At 65.8% G+C, this 14,010-nt stretch carries 12 protein-coding genes; 6 read left to right on the forward strand and 6 right to left on the reverse strand.

The features are described from left to right. The 3 genes from ABLA28_RS06945 to ABLA28_RS06955 form a co-directional block, all read left to right on the forward strand. Window positions 1–1,237: transketolase C-terminal domain-containing protein (locus ABLA28_RS06945; RefSeq protein WP_347713050.1), on the forward strand; the 1,237-nt coding region annotated here is incomplete at its 5' end. Window positions 1,238–1,291: 54 nt separating this feature from the next. After that, window positions 1,292–1,873 (forward strand): epoxyqueuosine reductase QueH, encoded by a 582-nt coding sequence (locus ABLA28_RS06950; protein WP_347713051.1) that lies wholly within the window; start codon window positions 1,292–1,294, stop codon window positions 1,871–1,873. 31 nt (window positions 1,874–1,904) lie between these two features. Continuing rightward, window positions 1,905–2,531 (forward strand): cytidylate kinase-like family protein, encoded by a 627-nt coding sequence (locus ABLA28_RS06955; protein ID WP_299298064.1) that lies wholly within the window; start codon window positions 1,905–1,907, stop codon window positions 2,529–2,531. A 125-nt stretch (window positions 2,532–2,656) separates the two neighbouring features. On the opposite strand, the gene ABLA28_RS06960 is transcribed toward ABLA28_RS06955, so the two are convergent. Then, window positions 2,657–4,042, reverse strand: a complete 1,386-nt coding sequence (locus ABLA28_RS06960) for a glucose-6-phosphate isomerase (protein ID WP_299298066.1) — start codon at window positions 4,040–4,042, stop codon at window positions 2,657–2,659. Window positions 4,043–4,610: 568 nt separating this feature from the next. On the opposite strand from ABLA28_RS06960, the gene ABLA28_RS06965 reads away from it, so the two are divergent. The 3 genes from ABLA28_RS06965 to ABLA28_RS06975 all read left to right on the forward strand — a co-directional run bounded on the left by ABLA28_RS06965 (window position 4,611) and on the right by ABLA28_RS06975 (window position 8,382). Continuing rightward, window positions 4,611–5,486, forward strand: a complete 876-nt coding sequence (locus tag ABLA28_RS06965) for a sulfide/dihydroorotate dehydrogenase-like FAD/NAD-binding protein (RefSeq protein WP_347713052.1) — start codon at window positions 4,611–4,613, stop codon at window positions 5,484–5,486. A gap of 2 nt (window positions 5,487–5,488) precedes the next feature. Next, on the forward strand, window positions 5,489–7,006 hold the full coding sequence (gltA, locus tag ABLA28_RS06970; protein WP_347713053.1) for an NADPH-dependent glutamate synthase: 1,518 nt from the start codon (window positions 5,489–5,491) through the stop codon (window positions 7,004–7,006). A gap of 224 nt (window positions 7,007–7,230) precedes the next feature. Further along, window positions 7,231–8,382 (forward strand): pyridoxal phosphate-dependent aminotransferase, encoded by a 1,152-nt coding sequence (locus ABLA28_RS06975; RefSeq protein WP_347713054.1) that lies wholly within the window; start codon window positions 7,231–7,233, stop codon window positions 8,380–8,382. 24 nt (window positions 8,383–8,406) lie between these two features. On the opposite strand, the gene selD is transcribed toward ABLA28_RS06975, so the two are convergent. The 5 genes from selD to ABLA28_RS07000 form a co-directional block, all read right to left on the reverse strand. After that, window positions 8,407–9,504: a selenide, water dikinase SelD gene (gene selD / locus ABLA28_RS06980; protein ID WP_347713055.1), complete on the reverse strand. Its 1,098-nt coding sequence runs from the start codon at window positions 9,502–9,504 to the stop codon at window positions 8,407–8,409. Then, a complete protein-coding gene (locus tag ABLA28_RS06985; RefSeq protein WP_347713056.1) occupies window positions 9,494–10,507 on the reverse strand; it encodes an asparaginase in 1,014 nt (337 codons plus the stop codon). Before ABLA28_RS06985 ends, selD begins: the two co-directional genes overlap by 11 nt. 126 nt (window positions 10,508–10,633) lie before the next feature. Next, window positions 10,634–11,227, reverse strand: coding sequence for a hypothetical protein (locus ABLA28_RS06990; protein WP_314716791.1), 594 nt, complete (start codon window positions 11,225–11,227; stop codon window positions 10,634–10,636). After that, on the reverse strand, window positions 11,224–12,804 hold the full coding sequence (locus tag ABLA28_RS06995; protein WP_299299696.1) for a flotillin family protein: 1,581 nt from the start codon (window positions 12,802–12,804) through the stop codon (window positions 11,224–11,226). The genes ABLA28_RS06990 and ABLA28_RS06995 overlap by 4 nt, the downstream gene beginning before the upstream one ends. 98 nt (window positions 12,805–12,902) lie before the next feature. After that, window positions 12,903–13,862 (reverse strand): ROK family protein, encoded by a 960-nt coding sequence (locus ABLA28_RS07000; protein ID WP_347713057.1) that lies wholly within the window; start codon window positions 13,860–13,862, stop codon window positions 12,903–12,905. Window positions 13,863–14,010: the final 148 nt, after the last annotated feature.

Genomic DNA, 14,010 nt, shown 5'->3' on the forward strand with positions numbered 1-14,010 from the left:
CGGCGCGGGGTCCGGGGGACGCCCGACGGTCCTGCTCTGCCGCACGGTCATGGGCAAGAACGGCGGCGTCATGGAGGGGACGCACGAATACCATGGAAAGTCCCCGAAGAAGGATGTCTACGAACAGGTCATCGAGGGGCTGCGGGGCGATCCCGGCGTCCTGGAAAAGGCGCTGGAGCTGCGTGCGGCCCCCTCCCGCTTCACGGGCAGGAAGGTCGAGCCCCTCGTCCCCTCCCTGGACCTGGGAAAGGCCTTCACCTACGACGGGGCGAAGATGGACAACCGAGGAGCCTTCGGCCGTGCTCTGGCCGACGTGGGAAGCCTGAACTGCGGAAAGGAGGGGAGGACGCCCCTGCTGGTGTTCGACTGCGACCTCGCCCCCTCCGTCATGACGGAGGAGTTCCGCAAGGCGTGTCCGTCCGGTTTCGTGCAGTGCGGAATCCAGGAGCACTCCACGGCCACGGCCTCGGGGGCCGCGGCGGCGGCGGGCGTCGTCTCCGTCTGGGCGGACTTCGGCGTGTTCGGCATCGACGAGGTGTACAACCAGCAGCGCCTGAACGACATCAACCACGCGGGGAACAAGACCGTCCTGACCCATGTCGGCCTCGACGTCGGGGAGGACGGGAAGACGCACCAGTGCATCGACTACGTCGGGCTGCTGCGCAACAACTTCGGGTGGAAGCTCGTGGTCCCGGCCGACCCGAACCAGACGGACCGGGCGACGCGCTGGATGCTGGGCACGCCGGGGTGCATCTGCCTGGCGATGGGGCGCAGCAAGGTCGATGCCGTCGTGGATGCGCACGGGGACCCGGTCTTCGCCGGGGACTACCGCTTCGAGTACGGCCGGGCGGTCCGGGTGCGGCAGGGCGGGATGGGGACGATCTTCGCGCTGGGGTCGATGACCCAGAAGGCTCTTGCGGCCGCCGGGATCCTGGCCGGGCGGGGGATCGACGTCTCGGTCTGGAGCGTCTCCTGTCCCCTCGAGGTGGACCGGGCCGCCCTCGAGGAGGCCTGCGCCTCGGGGTATGTCCTCACCGTCGAGGACCATCACGCGGGGAGCGGCATGGGGGCGATCATGGCCCTGGAGATGGTTCGCGGCGGATTTTCGGCCTCGGTCCGATTCGAGGCCATGGGCGTGACCCGTTACGGGGACTCCGGCCCCGCCGCCGAGGTCTACCGCGCGATGGGCCTGAGCCCCGAGGGCATTGCCGGGACCTTCGCCCGCCTGAGGGGCTGAGCGGCGCGTGCGGCTCCGTTCGAGGCAGCGCTGTTTGAAGAGGGACGGATTGCCGTGACGGCGCGGCGCATGATGCTTCATATCTGCTGCGCGCCCGACGCGACGGTGCCGATGCGCGAGCTTCAGGCGGAGGGGTGGGAGGTGTCCGGTTTTTTCTACGGCTCCAACATCCATCCTCAGGAGGAGTACCTCCGGCGCCTTGCCGCGCTGCGCACCCTCCGGGACTGCGAGTCCGTGCCCGTAGTCGAGGCCCCCTATCTTCCCAGGAGCTGGTTCGACAGGATGGCCGGCCTGATGGAGGAGCCGGAGGGGGGCCTGAGGTGCACGGCCTGCTTCGCCCTCCAGCTGGAGGCCGCGGCCCTCGAGGCTCGGAGGAGGGGCTATGGGCGCCTGTGCTCCAGCCTGACGATCAGTCCGCATAAGGACGTTCCGAGGATCCTTCGCCTGGGGGCGGAGATCTGCGGCCGCCACGGGCTGGACTGGGAGCCCCGCGTGTGGCGAAAAAACGACGGCTTCCTGCGGTCCTTGAAGCTGTCCCGGGAGATGGGGCTGTACCGGCAGAACTACTGCGGCTGTCTTCCGAGCCTTTTGGGGCGGGGGGCGCGCTCCTGCCCCGCAGAAGCGGTCTCCCCCTGAAAAAGCTGAGAGAGATGAGAGGTGTCAGGTCATGCGTCGTCTGGTGGTGGCGGTCAGCAGGGAGTTCGGCAGCGGTGGACGCCTGCTTGGGGAAAGGATTGCGCAGGAGCTGGACCTTCGGTTCTACGACAGGGCGCTGATAGCCCTCGCGGCCCGGGAGAGCGGTTTTGCCCCCGAGGCCTTCGAGGATGCCGAGACCGAGGCGGCGAACAAGTTTCTCTTCAGCCTTTCGATGGGGGGCGGCGCGGTTCGGGACGGCCTGTTCTGGGTCGAGCCGCCCGTGGGGGACCGGCTCTTCATCGCTCAGTCCAAGGTGATCGAGCGCCTGGCGGAGGAGGGCGGGTGCGTCCTCGTCGGGAGGTGCGCCGCGTATCTGCTGCGCAGGGACCCGAACTGCCTGAAGGTCTTCGTGCATGGGGAGAGGGAGGACCGTCTGAGCCGAATCGTCTCGCAGTACGGGGTCCCGGAGGCCGGCGCCGAGGACCTGCTGAACCGTATGGATCGCGGGCGGGCCAACTACTACGAGCATTATACAACGTCGAAATGGGGCGACGTCCACGATTTCGACCTCGCCGTGAACACGACGTCCCTGGGTCTGGAGCTTGCGGCGGGGGTGATCCGCCTGGCCGCGGAGGCGAGGATGCGCAGGGCGGAGTGAGCCCCTTCGTCGTCATATCATCATAGGGAATCATATAAACGTTCCCCGCGGAAGGGCCCCGAACCGAAGGGCCTTCCCACGGGGAATCGTTTTGTCCCCTTTCCTCGGTTCAAAAGGGGAACGGTTCAAAAGGCGGCGACGCGCTCTCCGATCCTGCCGGACAGGGTGCGGACCTCCTGCGCTTCCGCCTCGAAACCGGAGCGCCCCATCAGTCCGTAGGTATAATTCTTGCCCTGCTCGACACCGGGCTGGTCGAACGGGTCCACCTCCATGAGGTAGCCCGTCAGGGCCGTCACGTACTCGTAGAACTGGATGAGCGCCCCCAGCCGGAAGGCGTCCAGGGTCGGGATGGAGAGCGAGACGACGGGACGGCCGACCTTGTGCAGCGCCGCCGCCGTGGCCTCGGCCTCGAAGTTCCTGAGCGTGTCCATCGATTTTCCGTACAGGTAGGAGAGCTTGTCGAAGGATCTCTCGGCCGCGGCCGGCAGGGCGATGTCCCCCTTGCCCTGGTCCACGGTGAGGATGGTGTAGAACTTGTCGTCCGGCCCCGAGGTGTAGAGCTGGATCTGCGAGTGCTGATCGATGGCGCCCAGGGCACGCACGGGCGTGGACCCCCTGCCGTCCTTGCCCAGGGACTCGCCCCAGAGCTGCGCGAACCACTCCCCGAATCGCTCCAGGGGGTCGGCGTAGGCCATCAGGACGTTGATGTTGCGCCCTCTGTCCATGTGCATGAGGTTGAGCCCGGCCAGGACCCAGGCCGGGTTCTCCAGGACCGAGGCGGACCGGCTCAGCCGTGCGTCGAGCTCGCGGGCCCCCTGCAGGAGCTCCTTGCAGTCGATGCCGAGCGCCCAGGCCGAGAGGAGCCCGACGCAGGACAAAACGGAGAAACGTCCCCCGACGTCCTCGGGAAGCACCAGGCTCTTGCACCCGGTCTCCTCGACGAAGGGGCGGAGGATCCCCTTCTCCTTGTCCGTCACCACGACGACCCGCTCGCGGGCCGATGCCTCTCCCAGCGTGTCCCTCAGCTTCTCCCAGAAGAAGAGGAAATTCGCGGCCGTCTCCGCCGTGCTTCCCGATTTGCTGACGACGACGACGGCGGTGCTCTCCGGATTGATGAGGTCCCAGATGGCGCGGTTCTCGGCGGAGTCCACGTTGTCGGCCATAAAGAAGCGCGGCGCGTTGCGCTTCGAGGAGGGCAGCTCGTTCCAGAAGGAGGGGAGGAGGGCGTTGTGGAGCATGAGGTTGCCCAGTGCGGACCCCCCGATCCCCACCTGGACGATCGATTCGCGGGTGGCCAGCCAGCGGGCCAGAGTCTGAACGGCGTCGACGTTGCGCCCCGGGAGGTCCATCCAGCCGAAACCCTGCTTGCCCGCGGCCGCGTTTTCCCTCAGCCAGGCGTCCCCCGCCCGGAGCCTGGGCGTCAGAGCGTCGATATCCGCAAAGGCGACGGCCCTGCCCCCTCCCGTGAGTGCCGCGCCGTAGGCCAGCGACAGCAAGGATTTTTCCTGCATTGGGACCCCTCCTCGTCTGAATCGAAAACGTCGTCGAAAGAATGCGCCTGCCGCTCCCTGTCGGAGCCCGCTCGTTCAACGGGATAACCGTGTTTTACTTTCGTATCTTAGCATAATCGAGGCCGAAAAACAGCCTCGGGAACGCGCCGTACTCGAGTGTGGAGGAATTATACCTCGTTGCATTGCATTTTTGCTGCACTTGAGACATTTCCTACACCCTTCATCAATTGCAAAAAATCATTTCATCGGAACGGTTTTCCTCGTTTTTTGCCCCTTTCCTCGAGAAAAGAGCGGGCGGGCAAACCTTGTCTTATTGAGAAAAAAGGCTTATCATTAAGGGGAGGGATTGTGGGTTTCCGTATTGTCAGACAGGAAAATTGAGATCCGGAAAGTACTGAATCCGTTCCGCTTAATCGGGACGTCAAAAAATTTTTGAAGGAGATGCGGACGTACGGCGTCGGAGTTTTTCCTTCAGGATGTTCGGGTTTGCGGTACGCCCTTGTCCCGGAGCAGAGGGCGCACCGTCGTGAAAATACCTTTATTTCACTATCGCGAGGGGGAAGGTTATTTGCATACGATTCTGGAAAAAAGGCAGCTCTCTCATGACCTTGAGAGGGGGCAGAGCGTCTACTACTTCAAGGTGACGGCGCCGGAGATCGCACGGAACCGAAAGGCGGGGCAGTTTATCATCTTCCAGATCGATCGGGACCTGGGAGAGAGGGTGCCCTTGACCATCGCGGACGCCAACGCGGAGGAGGGCTGGATCGCCATCGTGTTCCAGACGGTGGGGGCGACGACGCTCAAGCTGTCGCAGCTTGAGGTGGGCGACGAGATCCCCGTCCTCCTTGGGCCTCTCGGAAGCCCCACCCACATCGAGAAGATAGGGACGGTCGTCTGCGTGGGCGGCGGCATCGGCGTTGCGCCCATGCATCCTATCGTGCAGGCCCACAAGAAGGCGGGCAACAAGGTCATCGCCATCATCGGGGCTCGGTCCAAGGACCTGGTCATCTTCGAGGATGAGATGCGGGCCATCGCGGACGAGGTCATCGTCGTCACGGACGACGGCTCCTACGGGCGCAAGGGCCTGGTGACCGATCCGCTGAAGGAGCTCTGCGAGGGCAAGGACGGACACGCCATGCCCAACGAGGTGGTCGCCATCGGACCTCCCATCATGATGAAGTTCTGCGTGGCCACCGCGAAGCCCTTCGGCGTTCCCATCACCGTGTCCCTGAACACGATCATGATCGACGGCACGGGCATGTGCGGCGGCTGCCGCGTCTCCGTCGGGGGCGAGACGAAGTTCGTCTGCGTCGACGGCCCGGAGTTCGACGGCTACAAGGTGGACTTCGACAACATGATGACGCGCATGGGGGCGTTTCGCGCCAGGGAGCAGGAAGAATACCACAAGTGCCGCATTGGCTTGGACGCGAAGGCGGGGGCATAACGATGGAACACAAGACGACCGAAATGTTGGCACAGGAGGCCGAGAAGCTCTGGGGCGGAATTCAGGGCAAGACGCTGACCCCCAAGGACAGGGCGGCCATCCCGCAGCAGGATATGCCGTCGCGGGATCCGGTCAAGAGGGCCCGCGAGATGGGAGAGGTGGCGCTGGGCTACACGGAGACGCAGGCCAGGGTCGAGGCGGAACGCTGCCTGAACTGCAAGAATCAGCCCTGCGTGAAGGGCTGCCCCGTGGGGGTCCACATTCCGGACTTCATCTCGCACATTCAGAAGGGCGATTTTAAGGCCGCGGTGGATACCATCAAGGAGACGAACCTCCTTCCGGCGATCTGCGGTCGCGTCTGCCCTCAGGAGAAGCAGTGCCAGAGCTTCTGCACGGTGGGCAAGATGCTGAAGTCCGTCGAGAAATCCGTCGCGATCGGACGCCTTGAGCGCTTCGTCGCGGACTGGGAGCGAAACAACAACAAGACCACCGTCCCCACGCCGGCCGCTCCGACGGGCAGGAGGGTCGCCGTCGTCGGTTCCGGCCCGGCCGGGTTGACCGTGGCGGCGGACATCCGCAGGGCGGGACATGACGTCACGGTCTTCGAGGCGCTCCAGAAGCAGGGCGGCGTGATGGTCTACGGCATTCCCGAGTTCCGCCTTCCGAAGGAGATCGTGGCCAAGGAGGTCGAGAATCTCAGGAAAATGGGCGTGAAGTTCGAGACGAGCTTCCTGGTGGGACGCACGGAGACCCTGGAACAGCTCCTCGACTCCGAGGGGTACGACGCCGTGTTCATCGGGACGGGCGCAGGGCTCCCCAAGTTCCTGAACATCGAGGGGGAGAACCTCACCGGCGTCTTCAGCGCCAACGAGTACCTCACCCGCGCCAACCTGATGAAGGCCTACGACACGGAGGGGGCGGACACCCCGCTCTATCAGGCAAAGCGCGTGGCCGTCTTCGGCGGCGGCAACGTCGCGATGGACGCGGCCCGCATGGCCTACCGCCTTGGGGCGGAGAAGGTCTACTGCATCTACCGCCGCACCCGCGCGGAGATGCCGGCCCGCGCCGAGGAGGTGGAGCACGCCTTCGAGGAGGGCGTCGAGTTCCTCTTCCTGAAGAATCCCACCCGTTTCATTCCCCTTGAGACGGAGGACAGGGCCCTGAAAGGGCGCGTCGCGGGGGTCGAGCTGCTGGAATACGAGCTGGGGGAGCCCGATGCGTCGGGCCGCCGCAGCCCGGTGGCAAAGCCCGGCACGGAGCACGTGCTGGAGATCGACGCCGCAGTCGTCGCGCTGGGCAACGAATCGAACCCCCTGATGGCGAAGACGACGAAGGGGCTGAACGTCAACAAGCGCGGCAACATCATCGTCGAGGAGGAGACGCAGAAGACCAGCCTGGACAAGGTCTGGGCCGGCGGCGACATCGTCCTGGGTGCGGCCACCGTCATCCTGGCGATGGGCGAGGGGCGCAAGGCCGCTGCGAGCATCAACGAGTACCTGGCGGGGCTGGGCAGCAAGTAGTCGTATTCCTTCATCCCTGAGCGAGGGCGCCGGGGGGCTCTTCCGCGCCCTCCGACGGTCGGATCCCTTGCCGATGAAGGAGGGGCCGACTCCGTCATCACGAAAAAAGGACCAAACAGCCAAAAGATCGAGGAGGCCGAGGGTACCCTTGGCCTCCTCTCTTCATAAGGTACAATACGCTCATCCGCTGTCGCATTGAACGATGGAGAAAGGAGTGTATGGCAATGAGGCTGGCAAAGCGCCACGAGAATCTGCGCCCCTCGGGAATGGTACGCATGTTTCAGGCGATCGAGAGGATGGAGGGAGTGCTGAACCTCAGCATCGGCGAGCCGGATTTCGATACGGAACCGGATATCATCGAGGCTGCGGCAAAAGCCGCCAGGGATGGATTCACCCATTATCCGCCCCTTCAGGGATTTTACGACGTACGCGAGGCCGTGTGCCGCTACTGGGAGCGTCATCACGGTTTGAGGTCGAAGCCGGAGGAGGTCTACATGGCCGTCGGGGCCATGCAGGTGTCCCACCTGGCCTTCGGGGCGCTGCTCGATCCCGGGGATGAGGTGCTGCTCGTGGAGCCCTGCTTCCCCCCCTATTTTTCACAGGTGGAGGGCAACGGAGGGGTCCCCGTCGCGGTTCCGACTCGGGAGGAAAGCGGCTTCGCCCCGACGGTCGAGGATCTGAGACGTGCCGTCACGCCCAGGACGAGGGGGCTGCTCCTGAATTCGCCCTGCAACCCCTCGGGGCGGGTCGTGCCGCGCGCCCAGCTCGAGGAGATCGCCGCGTTCGTGCAGGAACACGATCTTTTTGTCCTCAGCGACGAGATCTACGAGTCCCTGGTCTTCAGCGGGGAACATGTCTGTCTGGCGACCCTGCCCGGAATGCGCGAGCGAACCCTCACCATGGGCGGCCTGTCCAAGAGCCACTGCATGACGGGCTGGCGCCTGGGGTATGCCATCGGCCCCGAGGAGGTCATGCGCACCATGACGCTGATCTCGGCCGTGCAGACCTACGGGCTGAACACCCTGGGGCAGAAGGCCGCGCTTTACGCTCTCGACACTCAGGATGCAAAGCTCCTGGAGCGGCGTGCGGTCTTTGCGGACCGGATGGCGGCCGTGGCCGAACGACTGAACTCCATGAAGGGGATCCGCTGTCATCGCGCGGAAGGGGCGTTCTACCTCTTCCCGAACATCTCGGGAACGGGGCTCTCGAGCGAGGACTTCTCCTGGAGGCTGCTGGAGAGCGCAAAAGTTGCGACGATCCCGGGCAACGCCTTCGGGAGGAGCGGGGAGGGGTATGTTCGGATCGCCTGCACACAGTCGCGGGAAACCCTGATGCGGGCCATGGACGCGCTTGAGGGTTTCGTGAAGGCCCTGTAGGCCTTTTTGCCGGGGGCGGGCCGATCAGGGCACAACCCGGATGCGTCCCGTCCCCTCCGTAAGGGTCCCGATGAAGGCCGAGCGCTCGAAGCCGTTCTCCCGGCAGAAGCGCAGCAGCAAGTCCGCTTGTTCGGGAGCTACAGCCAATAACAGCCCTCCCGAGGTCTGAGCGTCGTAGATCATGTCCAGGGAGGCGAGTGTCGGGGAAAAGGTCTCCGAGATGTCCACCTGCTTCTCGTAAGCCTCCCGGTTCCTGTAGGCGCCCTCCGGCACCAGCCCCATGTCCGCGAGCTCCAGGACTCCGCCGAGGACCGGGATTTGCGACAGGGAGAGCTCGCAGTCCACGGTGCTCTCGCTGAGCATGTCCAGGATGTGCCCGACGAGCCCGAAGCCCGTGACGTCCGTCCCCGCATGGATGCTTCGGTGCAGCGTCCCGGAGAGCCTGAGGGGGAGGTCGTTGAGGGTGGTCATCCATCGCATGGCCTCCTCGGCCGTCCGGGGGTCCTCGACCATCCCCGCCTTGATCGCCGTGATCGCGACGCCCGTGCCGACGGGCTTCGTCAGGAGGAGCCGATCCCCCGGCCGCCCTCCGACGGTGCGCCATATTGCGTCCCGGTCCACCTCGCCGTAGACGACGAGGCCGTATTTGGGCTCCTCGTCCTGGACGCTGTGGCCGCCGACGAGGAACGCGCCCGAGGCGCGCGTCCTCTCGAAGCCCCCCTCCAGCACCTTCTTCAGGACCTCCAGCCCGAGGACCTTCGAGGGGAAGCCGACGATGTTCAGGGCCACGATGGGGCGGCCCCCCATCGCGAACACGTCGCTGATGGAGTTGGCCGCGGCGATCTGTCCCCAGACGTAGGGATCGTCGGATACGGGCGTGATGAAGTCGACGGTGAGGACGCCCAACCGGCGCTCGTCGATCGTCCAGAGGGCCGCGTCCTCGCCTCCGCTCCACGTCGCGAGAACCCGGTCGCTCTCGACATGGGGGATCTCCGCCAAAACCTGAGCCAGGTCCGCCGGACCTATTTTTGCGGCTCACCCGCTGGTTCGGGACATCTCCGTCAGGCGCTTCAGAGCGGCCTGTTTGTCCCCGCAGGCCGCGCGCCGGTCGTTACAGGACATCGTCGCACAGGTTGGCGCCCAGACGGCGCTCCAGATCGGATGGCGCGGAGACGGGGAGGAGCAGCATGAGCTTGCTCATCAGCGCCTCGCGCGTCATGTTGCGGGCCGACAGAACCCCCAGGTCCAGCGCTCGCCGGCCGACCTCGTAGACCGCGGGGTCGGTCCCCCCGAAGGGCGCCTGCCCCCGGAGCACGAAGGGGATTCCCCTGGCGATTCCCCGTTCGATGGCGGGCAGGAGGCTCTCCCCCATGAAGGGCACGCCGCCAAGCCCATAGCCCTCCAGGACGACGGCCTTGGGGCCGGTGTCCGCGACGGCGTCCAGAAAACGGGCCGAGAGCCCGGGAAAGATCGGGACGAGGGCGACGTTCGTCTCGACCGCCGGGGACGGCCCCCAGGGCCGCTCGGCCGACAGGGCCGGGACCTGGGCCGTGAGCCAGGCAATCTTGTGGGTCCCCCGGTCCCTCATCTCCCCGAGGAAAGGGTAGTCCACGCCGACGAAGGCGTTCTTCCTGCGGCTGTCGATCTTGGTGATCCGGGGGCCGTGGAGGAGCAGGCCCGCGAAGGCGACGGAGACGCCCCGGCGCTTGTACATCGCCAGCTGCAGCGCGAAGTGGAAGGCCGCGTAGATGTTCTCCGAGACGTCGCTGTCGGGGACGTCGGCGGAGAGCATGGAGCCGGTGAGGACGACGGGGACGGGGACGTCGTTCAGGAGGTAGGACAGCGCGGAGGCGGTCCACGCCATGGTGTCCGTGCCGTGGAGCATCACGATGGCGTCCGAGCGCGCGGCGCTGTCCCGAACGCAGTCGGCCATGACGAGCCAGTCGGAGGGGTGCATGTTGGAGCTGTCCTTGGACATCAGATCGACGACGGCGACGTCATGCTCGAAGCCCATCAGGCCGGGACAGACGCGGAGCAGCTGCTCCCCCGCGAGGCCGGGTTGGAGGCCCCGGTCGGACTCCACGGACGCGATGGTCCCGCCGGTGGTCAGTAGTGAAATTTTCATGGCTGAATCCCTCCTGCTGAAGTAGGGAAAACGATACGAGCATCGTAACGGCACGCCGTCGGGTGCGCCAGCGGAGAATCGCCGATGTTGCGGACCGGAAAGGCTGCATCGCCCCCGCCGTTTCGGCTATCGCCCGTTTTTCCCCTCCGTTTTCGGGCGGTCCTCCGTGATGCGGGCCACCCACAGAACGCCGCCGTCCTCCCCGACGACCTCGACGAGCTCTCCGGGAAGGAGCTTTTGCGGATCGCGGGTCCGCGCGGGCAGCTCCACGCGCCCGGCCCGGGTGTCGGCCATGACCTTGCCCTGTCCCCCGCCCGAACCTGCGATGGCGATGTAGACGGATGCCCGGGAGCCGATCAGGTTGTTCAGCTTCAGGCTGCCGTCCTCCTGAAACCCGAGGAACGTCCTGATCAACAGGAGCGAGGCGAGGACGAAGACCACGCCGGCCGCGATGCCGAAGGCCGAGGAGAGCCCCGGCGCGACGCCGGACAGGAGGCTCGCCAGGGTCACCCATCCGTAGCCGATGAAGAAGCCCACGAAGTTGCGCAGGGAAAGGTAGCCGGAGAACCCCGACGCATGGTCGTGAATCTCTCCGTAGTCGAAGTCCGTGTCGGGAGAATCCGCGTCTCCGCCGTCCTCCCCCATGCCGAGGGTCTGCAGGAGAAAGATTGCGGAGGCGAGAGCCCCTATGGCCGCGTGCGTCCACTCCCAGGGCGTCATTGGGCTTTATCCGCGCTCCCGGGGGCCGGTCGGTGGGGAGGCTTCTCTTCCTCTCTGCGTCCCAGAAGCCCGGGGCCGATGACGCCGGTCATCTTGAGCAGGTCCTGCAGCGGAGGCAGGCTGGTCGCGTAGTCGCGGACAAGGCCGGAGATGGAGTTGCCGCCCCCCGCGCCCCCGTCCCAGACGGTGACCTTGTCGATCTTGAAGTTCGAGATGGCCTTTGCCTGAATTTCCATCATCGCGGGGACGCGATCCGCCATCATCAGCAGGAACGCGGCGTTCGCGTCGCCGCCGGAGGCCTCCACCAGCTTCCGGATACCCTCGGCGTTCGCCTCGAAGATGGCCCTCATTCCCTCCGCACGGCCCAGCATCTCGTTCTTGATGCGCTCTCCCTCGCCAAGTCCCTCACGCCGCTGCTGCTCCATCAGGGCCTCCGCCGCAATGATCCGCTGCTGTTTCTCCGCCTCGGCGGCCGGGATCGTATTGGCCAGCTGAGCGGCCTTGTCGCGCTCCTTTCGGGCGACCTCCGCCTCGAGCTCGGCCTCGTAGGCGATGCGCCGGGCCTCCGCCTGCGTCGTCTTCTCCGCCACGGTCCCGCGCTTGTCCGCCTCGGCGACCTTCTCGCGCAGCTCCGCCTCGGACTGGGCCTTGACCTGCCTGGCGATGTTCTCGCCCTTTACGGCCTCCGCTTCCGCGGAGGCCACGCCGATGCGCTGTTCCTTCTCGGCCTCGGCCACGCCGATCCTTTGTTCCTTGTCGGCGGAGGCGACGCCGACGATCGCCCGCGAGTTTGCCTCGGCGACGCCGATACGCTGTTCCTTCTCGGCTTCGGCCACGCCGATGGACTGCTCCTTTTCGGCCTTGGCGACGCCGATGCGCTGCTCCTTGCCCGCGAGGCTGATGGCGATGTTCTTCTCCTTCTCGGCCTCGGCCACGCCGGTCTGTCCCTTCTTCTCCTGCTCGGCGACGTCGATGCGGGCCTGGTTGATGGCCTCGGACGCGGCCTTCTGTCCCAGGGCCTTGATGTAGCCCGATTCGTCGTCGATATCCTTGATGTTGACGTTGATGACCCGCAGGCCGACCTTCGCGAGCTCGACCTCCACGGACTCCATGACGGCGGACTGGAATTTCTCCCGGTCCTTGTTGATCTCCTCGATGTTCATGGTGGCGATGGTGGCGCGGAACTGACCGAAGATGATGTCCTCGGCCACCTTGCGGACATCCGAAAGGTTGAGGCCCAGCAGACGCTCGGCGGCGTTTTTCATGATCACGGGCTCCGTGCTGATGCCCACCGTGAAGGTCGAGGGGGCCGCAATGCGGATGTTCTCCCTCGAAAGCGCGCCCTGAAGCGGAATCTCGATGGAGATCGGGGTCAGGTCGAGATAGGCGTAGTCCTGGAAGAGGGGCCAGACGAAGGCGGCGCCGCCGTGGATGCACCGGGCCGAGCCCTCTCCCGTCTTTCCGTAGATGACGAGAATCCTGTCCGAGGGGCAGCGCCGGTAACGCCTGAGCATGGCGAAGAAGGTCAGAAACAGGAACGCAGTCAGCAGAACGATGAAAACGAGCACTACGGGCATTTCGACCACTCCTTTTACGAGAGATTTCGAACTCGGGTTCGGGGAAAAACGGATCGAATCCGCTTCGATATGCCTCAGGACAGACGGTTTGCGCTTCCTCAGACGGTGCTCTGCATCGCGGCCATTGCCGCGCCGACCAGGCCCGCTCGGTAGCCCAGGGTACATTGGGTCAGCCGGGTGAAGCGTTCTCCTCGGCCGCCGTAGACCTCGGCGTAGACCTTTTGGCGCAGGGGGGCCAGCAGCCGGTCGCCCTGTCTTCCCACGCCTCCGCCGATGCCGACGACCTCGGGCTGGAGGCCGTTGACGATGTTCGTCACGCCGCAGGCGAGATAGTCCACGTACTCGTCCACCACGCGGAGCGCCGCGGCGTCGCCCTGCTCCGCCGCGGCGAAGGCGGTGTGTCCTCCGACCCGGCCCTCCCTCTCGGCCAGAGCGTTCATGAGGCTCTCGGGATGCGCGGCCATGGCCGCGCGCGTCATGTTGATCAGCCCCGTCGCCGAGGCGTATGCCTCGAGGCAGCCGCGGCGTCCGCAGGTGCAGGGCCGCCCGCCCTTCACGATCACCATGTGCCCGAACTCGCAGGCCGACGCATTCCATCCCGTCCAGATGCGCCCCTCGACGACGAATCCGGACCCCACGCCGGTGCCCAGGGTCAGGATCATGGCGCTCGACGCGCCCCTGGCGCTGCCGGCGCAGACCTCCCCGAGGGCGGCGGCGTTGGCGTCGTTCTCCACGCGGACGGGGAGCCCCCATGCCTCGGACAGCAGCTTCCCTAAAGGGAAGTTCCTCCAGCCGAGGTTGTTGTTGTAGACGACGGTCCCGGAGGAGGATTCCACCGTGCCGGGGCATCCCACCCCCGCGGCAAAGATCTCCCTGCGGAGAACCCCCGCGGCGGAGACGGCCCGGTCGGCCGCCGACAGGATGTCGCCGATGACGGCCTCCTGAGGGCGGTTGGCCCCCGTCGGCGTCTCCGCCTCCCCGACGATGTTCCCCGTCCCGTCGGTTACGCCGACATTAATGTTGGTCCCGCCGATATCCACTCCGATGTAGAACGCCATGTCCGCGCCTCCCCGCGCTATCGTTCCGGCCCTTCCTCCGGGGCGTGGGGACGGATGGAGCCATCGTCCGCCGAGGGGGGCAGCGAGGGTTTCCGGCTGTCTCTGATACACATCTGACGCTGCCGACGACTAGTCGAGTGTAGATCTC

The sequence above is a fragment of the uncultured Fretibacterium sp. genome (assembly GCF_963544685.1).
Classification (GTDB): Bacteria; Synergistota; Synergistia; order Synergistales; family Aminobacteriaceae; genus CAJPSE01.